This is a genomic window from Listeria sp. ILCC792, from assembly GCF_900186135.1.
In the GTDB taxonomy this organism is placed as follows: Bacteria; Bacillota; Bacilli; order Lactobacillales; family Listeriaceae; genus Listeria; species Listeria goaensis.
This window is the reverse complement of the sequence record NZ_FYBO01000012.1, coordinates 16659-30480: the sequence shown is the minus strand read 5'-3', so window position 1 is coordinate 30480 and position 13822 is coordinate 16659. Positions and strand designations below refer to the sequence as shown.

14 protein-coding genes are annotated in these 13822 nt (G+C 41.7%); 4 read left to right on the top strand and 10 right to left on the bottom strand.

Annotated elements, in window-relative coordinates; all coding sequences use genetic code 11:
• Window positions 1-216: 216 nt before the first annotated feature.
• The 6 genes from CFS60_RS11645 to CFS60_RS11620 are packed head-to-tail and all read right to left on the bottom strand — an operon-like array spanning window position 217 to window position 7697.
• Entirely contained in the window at window positions 217-1740 is a 1524-nt protein-coding gene (locus tag CFS60_RS11645) for an acyl-CoA synthetase (protein WP_088810408.1), read from the bottom strand.
• Window positions 1741-1787: 47 nt separating this feature from the next.
• The gene (locus tag CFS60_RS11640) at window positions 1788-3533 is read right to left on the bottom strand and encodes an HTH domain-containing protein (protein ID WP_088839280.1); all 1746 of its coding nucleotides are present in this window, start codon (window positions 3531-3533) and stop codon (window positions 1788-1790) included.
• 13 nt (window positions 3534-3546) lie between these two features.
• On the bottom strand, window positions 3547-4701 hold the full coding sequence (locus CFS60_RS11635) for a MalY/PatB family protein (protein ID WP_088816043.1): 1155 nt from the start codon (window positions 4699-4701) through the stop codon (window positions 3547-3549).
• 59 nt (window positions 4702-4760) lie between these two features.
• Window positions 4761-5819, bottom strand: coding sequence for an endo-1,4-beta-glucanase (locus CFS60_RS11630; protein WP_088810405.1), 1059 nt, complete (start codon window positions 5817-5819; stop codon window positions 4761-4763).
• On the bottom strand, window positions 5779-7236 hold the full coding sequence (locus CFS60_RS11625) for a PTS fructose-like transporter subunit IIBC (RefSeq protein WP_088839279.1): 1458 nt from the start codon (window positions 7234-7236) through the stop codon (window positions 5779-5781). Before CFS60_RS11625 ends, CFS60_RS11630 begins: the two co-directional genes overlap by 41 nt.
• A 17-nt stretch (window positions 7237-7253) precedes the next feature.
• Complete coding sequence (locus tag CFS60_RS11620; protein WP_088810403.1) at window positions 7254-7697, bottom strand: PTS fructose transporter subunit IIA; 444 nt, start codon at window positions 7695-7697, stop codon at window positions 7254-7256.
• A gap of 143 nt (window positions 7698-7840) precedes the next feature.
• On the opposite strand from CFS60_RS11620, the gene CFS60_RS11615 reads away from it, so the two are divergent.
• A complete protein-coding gene (locus tag CFS60_RS11615) occupies window positions 7841-8710 on the top strand; it encodes an alpha/beta hydrolase fold domain-containing protein (protein ID WP_088816041.1) in 870 nt (289 codons plus the stop codon).
• A gap of 34 nt (window positions 8711-8744) precedes the next feature.
• Window positions 8745-9383, top strand: a complete 639-nt coding sequence (locus tag CFS60_RS11610; protein ID WP_088810401.1) for a Vat family streptogramin A O-acetyltransferase — start codon at window positions 8745-8747, stop codon at window positions 9381-9383.
• A gap of 130 nt (window positions 9384-9513) precedes the next feature.
• On the opposite strand, the gene CFS60_RS11605 is transcribed toward CFS60_RS11610, so the two are convergent.
• The 3 genes from CFS60_RS11605 to CFS60_RS11595 all read right to left on the bottom strand — a co-directional run bounded on the left by CFS60_RS11605 (window position 9514) and on the right by CFS60_RS11595 (window position 11635).
• The gene (locus CFS60_RS11605; RefSeq protein ID WP_088810400.1) at window positions 9514-10047 is read right to left on the bottom strand and encodes a hypothetical protein; all 534 of its coding nucleotides are present in this window, start codon (window positions 10045-10047) and stop codon (window positions 9514-9516) included.
• Window positions 10048-10143: 96 nt separating this feature from the next.
• Window positions 10144-10668: a hypothetical protein gene (locus CFS60_RS11600; RefSeq protein ID WP_088810399.1), complete on the bottom strand. Its 525-nt coding sequence runs from the start codon at window positions 10666-10668 to the stop codon at window positions 10144-10146.
• A gap of 253 nt (window positions 10669-10921) precedes the next feature.
• The gene (locus CFS60_RS11595) at window positions 10922-11635 is read right to left on the bottom strand and encodes a YebC/PmpR family DNA-binding transcriptional regulator (protein ID WP_088810398.1); all 714 of its coding nucleotides are present in this window, start codon (window positions 11633-11635) and stop codon (window positions 10922-10924) included.
• 150 nt (window positions 11636-11785) lie between these two features.
• Between CFS60_RS11595 and CFS60_RS11590 the strand changes: the two genes are divergently transcribed.
• Window positions 11786-12124: a zinc ribbon domain-containing protein YjdM gene (locus CFS60_RS11590; protein ID WP_088810397.1), complete on the top strand. Its 339-nt coding sequence runs from the start codon at window positions 11786-11788 to the stop codon at window positions 12122-12124.
• A gap of 33 nt (window positions 12125-12157) precedes the next feature.
• On the opposite strand, the gene CFS60_RS11585 is transcribed toward CFS60_RS11590, so the two are convergent.
• Complete coding sequence (locus CFS60_RS11585) at window positions 12158-12517, bottom strand: helix-turn-helix domain-containing protein (RefSeq protein WP_088839278.1); 360 nt, start codon at window positions 12515-12517, stop codon at window positions 12158-12160.
• 126 nt (window positions 12518-12643) lie between these two features.
• Here CFS60_RS11585 and CFS60_RS11580 point away from each other — a divergent pair, with 126 nt between their 5' ends.
• Window positions 12644-13822 carry an MFS transporter gene (locus CFS60_RS11580; RefSeq protein ID WP_088839277.1) on the top strand — a complete coding sequence of 393 codons (1179 nt, stop codon included), beginning with the start codon at window positions 12644-12646 and terminating at the stop codon, window positions 13820-13822.

The window sequence follows — 13822 nt, the reverse complement described above, 5'->3', positions numbered from 1 at the left end:
TCATTCTACCAGTTGAAAGTGCATTGAAAAATTTGCCAAATGATGTGGAAGTGTTTAACACGTCTTGGTAATGTAAGATTGTATGGAACATAAAGGTTTTGTTTCATAAAAATAAACAAGCATAAATCCAGTAAAAGCCATTTTTTAAGATGGTGTTATTACAAGATTTATGCTTGTTTTTCTTAATGCCCCAACTTCGCTAAATCAAGTCGCATTTTACTTCGCTTTCAACTCTTCCTCTAGGCGTAAGCGTTGGACTTTCATTGTGGCTGTGCGAGGAATGTCGTCGTAAGCCATGATGATTGGTTCGTTTATGTGCGGGAGGTCGGTTAGTTCGTTAAACCAGGCGTCCCAGTTCATTTCGTGGTCGGCGCATACTGAAATAATCGGCTGCGGACTGCCGTCTTTGCCGCGAATGATGACAACTTCATCGAGAAAATCGAGGGAATCTAGCAGTTTGTCCTCAATTGCGAGGGTGCTTTCGATATTTTCAACGAGGTCGACTTGGCGGTCAAGGAGGTATAGGGCGCCGGTTTCATTTTTTACGCCGTAATCGCCGCTGTCCCACCATAAGCCGTACGTATTTTCAGTGAAGCGCGCGTCTTCTTTAAAATAGGTAAGGGCTCTTCCTTTTGAAAGCATGTGGATATTACCGGGCGTGCCGTTTGGAACGGGCTCGCCTTTATCATTTACGATTCGAACTTCAGTTAAACCCTTCATTCCGTAACCCATGTTACGGGCGTCGAGGTTTTGCAGGCTTTTTTTCGTATGGAAACGCAAAATCATTGGCCCACACTCGCTTTGACCGTAAACTTGCATGAAAACTGGCCGTTTTTCAGAAGATGTGTTTAAGAAAGTGGCCATGGTTTCTTTGTTGATGGCGTCAAAGGTGGAGTGATAGTATTTGACGGACTTGAAAATTTCCGGTTTTTCGCGAGCGAGTGAAACCCACTGCACGAAATTATTCGGGTGCGTTTCGACGATTTTCGGCTGGAATTTGTTGAAAAGTCGTTCGATGCTCGTTTTTGTTGGATTTGCAATTGGAAGTAGCGGGAAGCCTTGTGACATCAAGGATGAAATGCCGATGTTAAAGCGCGAATGAACGGGCGAAATATGAAAAGCGGCTAATTCTTTTTCGCGAATAAGGCTTAAAATATTGCGCTGCCATTTGGTGCGCCAACCCATGGAGTTTGCGCTGTGGGCAATTAATTTCGGGATGCCAGTTGTGCCGGACGTGTGCGTCATGTAGGAAATCATATCTTTTGGGAGTTCTTCTTGCTCAGCGATTTTTTCTACAGCGAAGCTTGCTAGTTCCTCGGCGCAAATGAGTTGTCCTGTGCTCAAATTGGAGATTGCACGGGCTTTGTCAGCCGTTGCTGCATCGAAAAGTAAGAAGGGCAAATCTAAGCGTTCTGCTAAAATTTCCATTGTAGTAGTGGGAAGGTGTGGCGAAATCATTGCGGGGACTGCCCCGAGGTAACTTGCGGCCACGGCGAACAAGTAGGTATCAAATTTTGCGGATTTGTAAATGATGATTTTGTCTGCTTTCTTGACGCCCGCCTTTTTTAACTGTGTGGCTTTCTGCACAATCGCATCTAAACAGCCAGCATACGTCGTTTCTAGACCAAGTTCGGCAAATCCGGCGAGCGTTTCATCAAAGAAAATGGGCACATCAGGGAAGCGCTCAGCGGATTCTTTAAAATTGGTAAATAAATTTAGTGGAACATAGGGATTATTCATACAAGTAACTCCTTTAGTTAAGATGAGTTTATTATACCACCAAATACTTAATCTTTTTGGTTTAAACTTCGCATGAATTCACCGTGTGTTTTCCAACTTAAAATAACACTACTGTCGATTTTGTTTAAAACATCATACAAGTAGCTGAAAATTTTCAATTCGTTACGCACATTCGGGTTGATGCAAGATAAAAGGACGTTTTGTACGGTTTCGCCTTCAATTTGGACAGCATGTTTTAAATGGACGAAGATACCAAGAAACGGTGTGCCGCGATTTGTTGTGCAGTGCGGGACGGCCAAATGGTTAATCACCAAATTGTTTTCTTTTGATTCCCGACTCACAATTTTTTCGCGTTCGCCAGCCGATAAAACCCCTTTTTGCACAAGAAAAGCCGTTAAGTCTTGAATGACCGTTTGCCAACATGCGTTTTTTTCGTTGTGGAACTCGGTTTCGGTCGTCTTCGGGAAATAATCTTCCAAATGCCGCTCAATATCAATTTTTTCGAGCAAGTCGCGAATGGCTCGTAAATCGGTTTCCGTCATGATTTGCCGGATTGTATAACTTTCGGTTGCTAGTTGCGGCGCGGCGCCGTCTTGATTGTTTAAAACCAGTTTAATCGCGCGATTTTGAACCAAACTTTGCAGTTCGGCGAGATTCATCGCCAGTTTAACGTTCACTTCTGGAATCGCGCGCTCAATCGCCTGCTTATTAATGTTTGCAATCGCATATTGACTAGAAAAAAGCACGAGTTCAATCGGCGCGGTCTTAACACGGTCCATCGCGCAAGAAAAATATAGCCCAATCAAATCAATCTCATAAATTTGGACAGAGAAAGTTTGCCTCACAAGACTAATAAAATGAATGCTAAGGTCAAAAGCAAGCGGATAAAGCGCCTTAATATTCGCGATATTATGAAGCTTCCGGTCCGCAAGAATAATCGGATAGGCAACGCTTCGCTTCAGATGACTCGCAAGACTCGTCGCCAGTTCGATATCGTAAAAAGGCGCCCCGTGCTCCTCGCAAGTAAGTTGCAATAAATCTAAAATCTTTTCGGTTGAAAGCGATGCAATCAGTTTATTTTGCTCAGAAAGAAAAGTTTGCACCATACTACCGATATTATGGGCACAAGAAATACCAGATTGTTCTAAAATGCCGTTTATTTTTGTGTCAGGAAGATCGGTTTCATAACGCAGCGCATAAATGGCCAAACAAATACTTGCAATTTGGGCAGAGTGGGCGTGTTCATAATGAAACGCGTGGCGCTCACTGCGTATATTTTCTGTCAATCGCTCAAAAATAGTAGGCGCCAAACCAAGTTTTGTTAAAAAGAAAGCTGGTTTCTGCAAAATCAAATTGGCGAGCAGTGTAATTTTGCGGGACTTAGGCTCATCTAAAAAGTGACCATAATTTTTTTTCGACAGGATCGAAAGCCGTTTCGCGTAGCTTTGTTTCAACGACGCCATTTTATCAGTTAGCATCGGTTTTGATAAAAATAAGGTTTCAGATAAGTCATCGAGCGTGACAAAATCGCGTGTTGCTAGCTCAAACAAAAGGAGTTCCGCATCGCTTGCCGTGCGCTTGAAAAGCTGATTAAAGCTATCTTCGTTTGAAATGATAAGCGCGTAGCCGTTTTCAACCGAAGTAATTTTCGCCACTAAAATGAGTTCGTCATTCAACGCATGAATGTCGCGTAAAATCGTTCTTTTTGATGCCGATAATTGCTTGGCAAGCTCTGGACCAGTTTGATTTTGATGTAATAGTAGTTGGATCAGGTTCATTTGCCGCTCGTTCAAAGTTGTTCACCTCCTAATTTAAAGCTTTTTTCATGCGCGAAAGTCCATCTAGAAGTTTGCTTTCCGGGCAGGCGACATTTAGGCGGAGGAAGCCACTGGCTCCGTAAGTCGCGCCTGACATGACGGCCACTTTTCCTTTTGTGACAAGCGCTTCTTGAATGGCGGCATCCGTCAAATTGAGGGACCTCGCGTCTAGCCAAGCAAGATACGTGGCTTCGGGTTTCAAAAATGCGATGCCTGGTAACTCGGCCGAAAAGAAATCGCGCACGAGGTTCATGTTTTTATCCAAATAAATGAGCAGTTCATCGACGTAGTCGGCCCCCTCATTATACCCCGCGATTAGCGCGTGCATGCCGAGAATGCTGACCGAAGAAAGCGCATCACGCCCCTTTAAAATGCGCAAAAAATTTTCCCGCAAATTTTCATCTGGAACGAGCAAATAGGAGCCAATCAGCCCCGGCGTATTCATCGTTTTACTTGCGGACGAACAAATCGCAACCCGCTCCGTGCCAAGGCTTAGAACCGGCGTATAGGCAGAGCCTGGATACACGATGTCCATATGAATATCGTCCGAAATCAGAAAAACATCGTATGCCTTACAAAGTGCCATAATTTTTAAAAGCTCTTCTTTTGAGAAAACGCGCCCAGTTGGGTTGTGCGGATTTGTTAATAATAACACTTTAGCCGTTTGAAGTCCCTGTTCAAGTGAGTGAAAGTCAATTGTATAACGTCCGTTTTCAAGATGCAATGGATTCAAGACAAGTTCACGATTTTGCTCCTTAATGATGTTGAAAAAAGCATCATAAAGCGGAGAGAAAACGACGATTTTATCATGCGGACGACTGTTCAGTTCAATTAAAACGGAAATGGCGTAACACACAGTCGGACTATAAAGCACCCAATCCTCTTCAAAATTGGCATTAAAACGCGTTTTATACCAACCAGTGATACTCGATTTAAAGGCGTGATGGTTCCATCTCGAATAGCCAAAAATACCGTGCGAAACGCGTTCGCTAACGGCTCGAATAACAGGTTCCGGCGCTTTGAAATCCGTATCTGAAATGGAAAACGGCAATAAGCCTTCCTCCCCAAAGCGGTCCTGAATATAGTCCCACTGCGTACAAAACGTATTTCTCCGGTCAATAACTTGGTCGAAATGATAGGTCATTTTAAAATCCCTTTCTACTATGCAAGGAAGCTTAATTTTTAAGCTTCCTTGTTTTTGTATTAAAACTGACTAATTTCCGTATGGACTGACGTGCTATATGTGTTTACAAAGGAAGAAACGAGTTGCTTGGTCGCATTGTAATCGCAGCAGGAAATCATACTTGAATTTGCGTGTAAATAACGAGTTGGCAATGTGAAGGCAATGACCGGGCGCCCGGAAGCCATCACGTTGTAGCGCCCGCCATCAGTTGCGCCCGTTTTCAGTGTGCAAAATTGCAAAGGAATATCCAGTTTTCCTGCTAACATTTTAAAAGCCTTTGTCAGTTTTTTGTGTGCCAAGTAGCGTTTATCGAAAAGCGGAATGCCAGCACCGCCGCCTAGTTTTAGCGGGAAATGAATCGGGTTGATGTTCGGCGTGTCACCTGCGACGAGCGTGTCTAAAATAATGGCGATGTCAGGCTCGATTTTTTGAACCGAAGTTTGTGCCCCGCGCAGGCCGACTTCTTCTTGCACCGTCGCCACGCCGTAAAGCGTCGCATTCGCATTATCAAATGCCTTGAAAATTTCCACCATGAGCGCGCAGCCCGCCCGATTATCGAGCGCTTTTCCGAGAATTTTATCGTCTGAAAGAGCAGCAAAATTCGCTTCTGGTGTCACAAAATCCCCGATGTTAACCCCTCTTTTTAGAACGGCTTCATAAGAATCTGCGCCAATATCAATAAACATTTCAGAAATAGCAGCAGGTTTTTGTTTCTCGCTTTCAGATAATGCATGCGGGGCAACCGACCCGATAATCCCTAAAACCTTTGCCCCGTCTTCCGTACGAATTTCAACGCGGTGATTGAGTAAGCTTTGACTCCAAAACGAACCAACCGTGTCAAAATAAATGAAACCATCTGCTGTAATATGTTTCACGATAAAGCCAACTTCATCCATGTGCGCAACGACCGCAATTTTAGGGCCGCTAGAACCTTTTCGCGCAATAAAGCTGCCTAAACCATCGTAACTAATTTCATCGGCCACACTTCCTAGTTCTTCCTTTAAAATTTGTCGCACTTCTTCTTCGTCGCCGCTTACGCTAGATGCCTTCACCAGTCGTTTCAGTAAGTCTTTCTTCATTTTTTAATTTCGCCTCTTTCCGTTTTAACCAAATCGATTTTAACGTAATAATCAAGAAAATATTTAGCGCGAGCCCAATGAATAGCGCCAGATAGAACCAATACCAAGGAGACATCAGTCCAATTAGCGGGTCGAAAATTCCAATTCCTGGTGCTAAACGTTCAACACCAAACATAATCGTTAGAACGCCAGCAATTCCGCCACTAATTGTGTTCGCCGTAATCATCGGCAGCGGCGCGGCAAGCGCATAAGGAATTGCTGGTTCTGTTGCAACGGTAGCCCCAACAATTATCGAGCTGATGGCAGCGCCTTTTTCTTGTTTTGTAAACAGGCGCGGGGCAATAAATGTAGCGATACCAGCGGCCATTGGTGGCATAAGTGCCACAACACCAACAATTGCGTACCAATCGTAAATCCCTTTATCCAGAAGAGCGAAGCAGAAGAACCAGGCTGTTTTATTAATCGGACCGCCCATATCAAAGGCAAGCATAGCGCCAACAAGGAAGGCCGCGGCAAATTTCATCGATGACGGAATCGTGTTCAAGAAATGAAGCATGCCGTCCATCATACCACCCATCAAAGGCCCAAGAACGTAGTAGGTTAAAATTCCAAAAACAAATAACGTGACAAAAGGGATAATCATCGAACCTAGGAGCGGCTGAAGTGCCTTGCCTAGTTTCACTTTACGGAAGTATTTCACAAAATAACCAACGCCAAGTCCGAGGACAACGGCACCAAGGAAACCAGCGCCTGATTGTGTGCCGAGCATCGTGTTATCATTCGCCAAATAAGTTACCAAGAAAGCAGGCGCAAATGCCGGCTTATCGCCAATTGAACTCGCAATATAAGCGCCCATAATTGGAATCATAAATTTAAAGCCAAGATAACCAATGGACTCAACAATCCAAGTGAATGACGGATCGCCGTTTGTCATATCAGTATACGGCATGCCAAATTGCACGAGCATATTAGCAATTGCAACAAGTAAACCACCGCCAATAACAAACGGAAGTGCTGCTGAAACACCAGCCATCAGATGACCCATAACAGAACCAGATGGCGTTTCCTGTTTGCCCATCTTAACCGCTTGATCGCTGCCAAATGTCGTTGCTTTGGCGCCCAAATCATCAAAAAGCGTTTCAATTTGTTTAAGCGCTTCAGAAACCTTAATTTCAACTACTTTTTTCCCAGCAAAACGGAAATAGTCTTCTTCGCTAATCGTGCGTCCTAACGCCAAAATGACGTAATCCGCCGCTTTAATTTCCGCCGGCGTCAAGTGGTTTTCGACCCCGCTCGCACCTTGCGTTTCCACTTTAATCGTATGCCCAAGCGACACCGCTTTTCGCTCCAGCGCCTCAGCGACCATATACGTGTGGGCGATGCCAGCAGGACAATTCGTGATAGCTACAATTTTCAACCTAAACCTCTCCTTTTTTAAGAAATTACTGAACGAATGAGACTTAAAATTTGATGCTCTTCACCCGTTTTTAATGCGCTTACAAAATCAGGGTCAACCAATTTGCGGCTAAGCTTTGAAAGCAGTTTTAAATGTTCCTCGCCGCCATTTGCAGGTACCATCAAGCAAATAAAACAAAATACTGGCGCACCGTCCAGTGCCTGCCATTCAATTTGTTCTGTGCTTCTAAAAAATAAGATACCAACTTCATTCACGGCGTCTGACTTGGCGTGGGGAATCGCAACGCCACCGCCAAATCCAGTGGTCGACTCTTGTTCACGCTTACATAAATCTTCAAAAAACAATTTCGTATCGCTTACTTTGCCCGTTTGATGCGCGACCTCGGCAATTTTTCCTAAAATTTCGTTTTTCGTTTTTCCTTCCAACTGTAAATCAATTCCATTTTCCGCCATAATGGGCATCACAATCACTCCAATTTCTATCGTTTGGGATCCTAGTTTTATTATAAGAGGAATGGTATTTTGAAAACAGCAAATTTTTGTCACTAGGAGGGTGACATTTTGTGATATAATGGCTTGCGAAGTAGTAGAAAGAAGGACGAAATATGAAAAAAAGCATGATGTTACGCGTGATTGAACTGGCAACGAAAGTCGCTAATGTGAAGAAAATTTGGAATTTGGAAGGCGAGCAGTTAAAAAAAGCGATTGCGAAAAAGCAAAAACAGCCGGCCGTACCGACAAAACTTGCTAAACGTTTTAATGTGTCCAAACATGAAATTGGCGCACATTCCTATTTTGAAATCACGCCAGAAACTAAAACGGAACAAACCATTATCTATTTAGCTGGCGGCGGCTTCATTTTGCCGATAACGTCCATGCATTACGAATTCATCGAACAAATTGCACTTGAAACAGGTGCTAGGTTAGTGGTACCAAATTATCCGCTCGCGCCTGATTACCATGTTGACGATGTGATGCGCTTTTTGAAGGAAGTCTATTTGAAATATCCGGGAGATGTGTCGCTCGTAGGAGATTCGGCAGGCGGAGCCATCGCGCTGTCATTTGTCCAGTTTTTGAAGCTAGAAAACCTAGCTTTACCCAAAAAAGTGGTTGGAATCTCCCCGTTCATGAATTTTTGCCTGGATAATCCGGCCATTTTTGAGGTGGAGCAGCGCGATAATGTGGTCGGGACGACGGCGCTAAAAGAGATTCGCACGTGGTACGCGAACGGCCGAGACTACACGGACAGCCTAGTGAGCCCGTTCTTTGGCGATTTTTCAGGCATCCCTGAAATTTTAATTCTCTCAAGCACGCGCGACATCACAAACCCTGACACCCATCTTTTTTTTGAAAAGGGACTTCCAAATGTGACATATTACGAGGCAGGCGAGCTTCCCCACATTTATCCGCTTTTCGAAATCCCAGAGTCCGAGGAAGCTAGGCGGTTGATTTTTGAGATGTTAAAAATGGTATAATAAAGAGGATAAATTTTGTGAGGAGGAGAGAGAAATGATTGGACCAAACCCAAATGAGCTTTATCCAAATCCTGACATTCGCTCGGTTGCGTTTATTAAAAACTGTGTGACGAATCCGTCTATTATTGTGGGGGATTATACATATTATGACGATCCAGACGGGCCAGAAAATTTTGAGGCGCATGTGGAACATTTATATGATTTTCTCGGGGATAAATTGATAATCGGGAAATTCTGTGCGATTGCAAAAGGTATTACGTTTATTATGAACGGGGCGAATCATCGGATGGCTTCTGCCACAACATATCCGTTCAACATTATGGGCGGCGGCTTTGAGAAGGTGACGCCAAAATTAACGGATTTGCCATATAAAGGTGATACTGTTGTTGGAAATGATGTCTGGATTGGGCAAAATGTGACGGTAATGCCAGGCGTTCAAATTGGCGACGGAGCCATCATCGCAGCGAATTCGGTGGTCACTAAAAACGTGGGGGCGTATGAAATCTACGGCGGGAATCCCGCACGGAAAATAAAAGACCGCTTTTCTAAAGAGATAACACTTTGTTTAAAAGAACTCGCCTGGTGGGACTTCCCGAACGACAAGTTGGCGCGAAACTTAGAGATATTGTGCGATACGGACTTGACGCTTGAGAAACTCAAAGGGATAAAGTGAGGTGTGGGCTTCTACTCCTTATCAAGACATAAAGAAGAGGTAGTAGAGCTATTTGAATAAAAAAATATACTAAGATTAGTAGACAGAACCACGTGCACAGGTTCCCCTACTAGTCTTAGTATTTATTTTGTTAATCAATTTCTTCATCAAGCGTATATTCAGCAGGGGTAGTATCTATATGGGCTAGATTGGAAAATAGTTTATCGCCTAATTCTATATACTTAAAATCCATTAAATAGCCTTCTTTAGTACTCACTTTAACTGCCTGATAGTTTCTTTTAGATGTTTCAAACTCTATATTTTTATCAATGTCTCCGTTATAAATAACAATATGATATGTATCATCTTTTGCTTGTTTATCAATAATGTTCCAAAAACCAGTAGACGACATCCCGTTACTTAAAATAGAAGTATTCATAGAAAAATAAATTCCTAGTATTGCAATCCCCATTATTATTAACCCGCTAAATAGACGATGCCCCTTAGCGAGATTAATAAAAATATTCAAGCCTAAAAATAGCAGGACAACATCTGACAGTATTATTACAGCTAGGAACCAGCCATAAAAATCGTTCTCAAAGTACAAGAATGTATACAAGGAGGCGATTGAAATACTACAAATAAATAGTAAAATGACAGCAAAATAAGTTATCTTTTTCTTCATAAATTAGAATCTCCAATAAAATTAATTTGTTATATTTTTAGATTGTTCACTACTTTTATCATAGTTGCTAAAGCTTTATAAGGAATGGTTTTTATGTTATATATCTTCTTCACTAGAAATGTCAGTTGATTGCGTAGTTATATGGTCTAAGTTTGAAAAAATGTTCCCGTTGATTTTTATATATTTAAAAGCTAACAAATAGCCTTTTCTATCACTCACATCAACAGAGTTATACTCTTTTTCATCTACTCGAAATTTTAAATATGTGTCTAAATCTAAGTAGTAAAGTTCTAAATAATATTGATCATTTACTTTTTCTTTACCTGCAATATTATAAAAACCTGTAACGATGCTCCCATCCCAATTAGAGATTTTTAGGGCAAAACCTATACTAAATACCACTACTAGACATGCGATTAGAGCGCTAAAGAAATGACGGGTTTTTAGTAGCTTAATTATGAGTAATGCTCCTAAAAATAGTAATACAATGTTGCTAATAATAATACTAATCAAAAACAGAGTTGAAAAATCTTTTTCGAAATATAAATATATAAAAGCTGAGGAGGATGCTAGGGCTACTGTTAATAAAAGAGCAAGCAAGAAGTAAATTATGTTTTTCATAGAATTTATTTTCCTAAATTTAGTTAGTGATATTTTGGATTTTCTCAGCACTTTGACCATTGCGAGTTCCGCAGAAATTCTAAGAAGTAATAGTAATAATAAAATAATAGATGTAAAAAAATTAATGACTGATGCTGAGAAAATAATAAATTAATTTTTGTCTCGGAAATAAAAATAGAAAAACATAAAACCTTAATATCCCATGAAAAATGGAGTATTATGGCTCTATGCTTGTTTATTGATACCTTAACTTTTACAAATCCACATTATGATAAACTTTTTGTACGTCTTCTAAATCTTCAAGCGCATCAATTAGTTTTTCAAATTTCTCTAAATCATCGCCTTCTAGGGTGACTTCACTTTGGGGAAGCATTTCAATTTCGGCAACAGTAAATTCTTCGATGCCAGAAGCTTTAAGTGCTTCTTGGACGTTGTGGAATTCAGTTGGTTCAGCGTAAATAATGGCTTGACCATCTTCATCAATAATATCGCGCACGTCGACGTCTTGTTCCATTAAAAGTTCAAGTAGTTCTTCGGCATCTTTATTTGCTACGCCGAAAACGGCTGTGTTATCGAACATGTAGGCAACTGCACCGCTCACACCCATGTTTCCGCCGTTCTTGTTGTATGCGGCGCGAACATCAGACGCGGTACGGTTGACGTTATTAGTGAGTGCATCCACGATGACCATGGATCCGTTTGGTCCAAAACCTTCGTATCTAAGTTCGGAGTAAGTTTCATCGCCTGTCCCTTTTGCCTTCTCGATAGCGCGGTCAATAATATGTTTTGGTACGTTGTAAGTTTTCGCGCGTTCAATAACGAAACGCAGCTTTTGGTTGGCATGCGGATCTGGTTCGCCTTGTTTTGCAGCGACATATATTTCAATCCCAAATTTTGCATAAATTCGACTGTTATTTGTATCTTTTGAAGCTTTTTTTTCCTTAATATTTGCCCATTTACGGCCCATAAGAACACTCTCTTTCCATATTTACGTTAAAAACACTAATTTTATTATATCGGGTTAACAGCGATTTGTTAAGCAGAAAATGAAAAAGCGCTGTGAAATTGTGAGTATTTGAGCTATAATAGAAGAAATGAATGGAGGAATGTGTTTAAAATGTCAAATTTGCCAAATTGCCCAGAATGTAAATCAGAGTACACTTACGAGGACCGTGGACTTTTTATTTGTCCAGAATGTGGTCATGAGTGGAGCGCGGAGGCGACAGCTACGGCTGACACAGAGCTCGTTGTGCGCGATGCAAACGGGAACCTGCTAACAGATGGTGACACGGTTTCAGTCATTAAAGATTTAAAAGTAAAAGGAAGCTCTTCTGCTTTGAAAATCGGGACGAAAGTTAAAAACATTCGATTAGTCGAAGGCGACCACAACATTGACTGTAAAATTGATGGCTTTGGTGCCATGAAATTAAAATCAGAATTCGTGAAGAAAATATAAGAAAAGCTGGAATTCGTCTGAATTCCAGCTTTTTTATTCTCCGTCGCGTTTCAGTAAGATAACATCATCATTTCGCTCCAGAAGTTTATCTACATGATTTTCACCCCAAAGGCATAATTGGTTTAAAATAGTCGACAAAGAATGACCATAGTCACTCAAGTAATATTCTACTTTTGGTGGAATTTGTTCATAAACTTTCCGAATGATGACCCCAGAATCTTCTAGTTCACGTAATTGTTGCGTGAGCATTTTTTGCGTGATGTTTGGAATGAGCCGCCTAAGTTCGCCAGTGCGTTTTTTGCCTTCGCGTAAATGACATAGAATCACAGTTTTCCACTTGCCACCAATAACTTCGAGCGTGGCTTCAACACCGATATTATACACTTTCGTCATCATTTCCCCTCCTATAGGAACAAAAAGGTGCGTATATAACTTAAAAGTACCTTCTTGTTATTTTATGCGGCATATAAGATACTGTATAACATGTTAAACAATTGGTCAAGACGAGAGGGGAAAACAATGGAACAAATTCAAACAAAATCAAATTCAGCGTTTACTTTACTAGCACTAGCAATTAGCGCTTTTGGAATTGGGTCGACAGAATTCATTAGCGTGGGCTTGCTCCCACTTATTTCGAGTGATATGAATGTGGGGATTAGCACGGCGGGCTTAACGGTATCTATTTATGCGTTAGGTGTAATGATTGGGGCGCCCGTTTTTACAACATTAACGGCTAGCATGAACCGAAAGACATTGCTATTACTTGTCATGATGACGTTCATTGTCGGCAATTTAATTGCGATGACGGCACCTACGTTCACTATTTTACTCATTGGTCGTGTTGTTTCAGCTTTTGCACACGGTGTCTTTATGTCCATCGCGGCAGTTATCGCGGCAAGCGTAGTGAGTCCAGATAAGCGAGCTAGCGCCATTTCAATTATGTTTACTGGCTTGACAGTCGCGACTGTGACGGGCGTGCCACTTGGAACTTTTATCGGACAAATTAGCAATTGGCGGATGTCATTTTTCTTTATCGTGATAATTGGTATCATCGCACTCATTAGCAATTATTTTTTAGTACCAAATGAGCTAGAAAAGGGCGGGAAAATAAGTTTTCAAAGTATCGGACAAGTGCTTCGAAACACACGCATCCTACTCATTTTACTGATCACAGCTTTTGGATACGGCGGAACTTTTGTCGTCTACACCTACATGTCACCGCTACTCGAACAAAGCATGGGCTATTCAGCGCAAGCGGTCGTCATCATCTTAATTATTTATGGACTTATGGTCGCGTTTGGCAACACACTAGGCGGACATTTGGCCAACCAAAATACATTACGAGCACTGTTTTTCATGTTTCTACTTCAAGCCATCACTTTACTACTTCTTTTTTTTACAGGGAAAAACGCTCTGTTTGGTTTAATTACGGTCTTTTTAATGGGGATTTTCGCATTCATGAATGTCCCTGGACTACAGTTTTACGTGGTTAAATTAGCCGAAAACTATACGCCAAATGCGGTAAGCATGGCATCCGCCCTTAATATTTCCGCCTTCAATATTGGAATTGCAGCTGGAGCATTTATTGGCGGGTTTGTGACGGATTATTTCGGGATAAACTTAACGTCCATTTTTGGTGCAGCTATGGTAGGAATAGCCGTCTTTTTAACGATGTTCCTTGCACGTTTGGAGAGGTAG

Coding starts and splice junctions, on each gene's coding strand:
- CFS60_RS11590 (WP_088810397.1), top strand. CDS start 11,786: ATGTCAAATTTGCCAAATTGCCCAGAATGTAAATCAGAGTACACTTAC.
- CFS60_RS11600 (WP_088810399.1), bottom strand. CDS start 10,668: ATGAAAAACATAATTTACTTCTTGCTTGCTCTTTTATTAACAGTAGCC.
- CFS60_RS11620 (WP_088810403.1), bottom strand. CDS start 7,697: ATGCCCATTATGGCGGAAAATGGAATTGATTTACAGTTGGAAGGAAAA.
- CFS60_RS11630 (WP_088810405.1), bottom strand. CDS start 5,819: ATGAAGAAAGACTTACTGAAACGACTGGTGAAGGCATCTAGCGTAAGC.
- CFS60_RS11605 (WP_088810400.1), bottom strand. CDS start 10,047: ATGAAGAAAAAGATAACTTATTTTGCTGTCATTTTACTATTTATTTGT.
- CFS60_RS11595 (WP_088810398.1), bottom strand. CDS start 11,635: ATGGGCCGTAAATGGGCAAATATTAAGGAAAAAAAAGCTTCAAAAGAT.
- CFS60_RS11610 (WP_088810401.1), top strand. CDS start 8,745: ATGATTGGACCAAACCCAAATGAGCTTTATCCAAATCCTGACATTCGC.
- CFS60_RS11585 (WP_088839278.1), bottom strand. CDS start 12,517: ATGACGAAAGTGTATAATATCGGTGTTGAAGCCACGCTCGAAGTTATT.
- CFS60_RS11635 (WP_088816043.1), bottom strand. CDS start 4,701: ATGACCTATCATTTCGACCAAGTTATTGACCGGAGAAATACGTTTTGT.
- CFS60_RS11580 (WP_088839277.1), top strand. CDS start 12,644: ATGGAACAAATTCAAACAAAATCAAATTCAGCGTTTACTTTACTAGCA.
- CFS60_RS11645 (WP_088810408.1), bottom strand. CDS start 1,740: ATGAATAATCCCTATGTTCCACTAAATTTATTTACCAATTTTAAAGAA.
- CFS60_RS11615 (WP_088816041.1), top strand. CDS start 7,841: ATGAAAAAAAGCATGATGTTACGCGTGATTGAACTGGCAACGAAAGTC.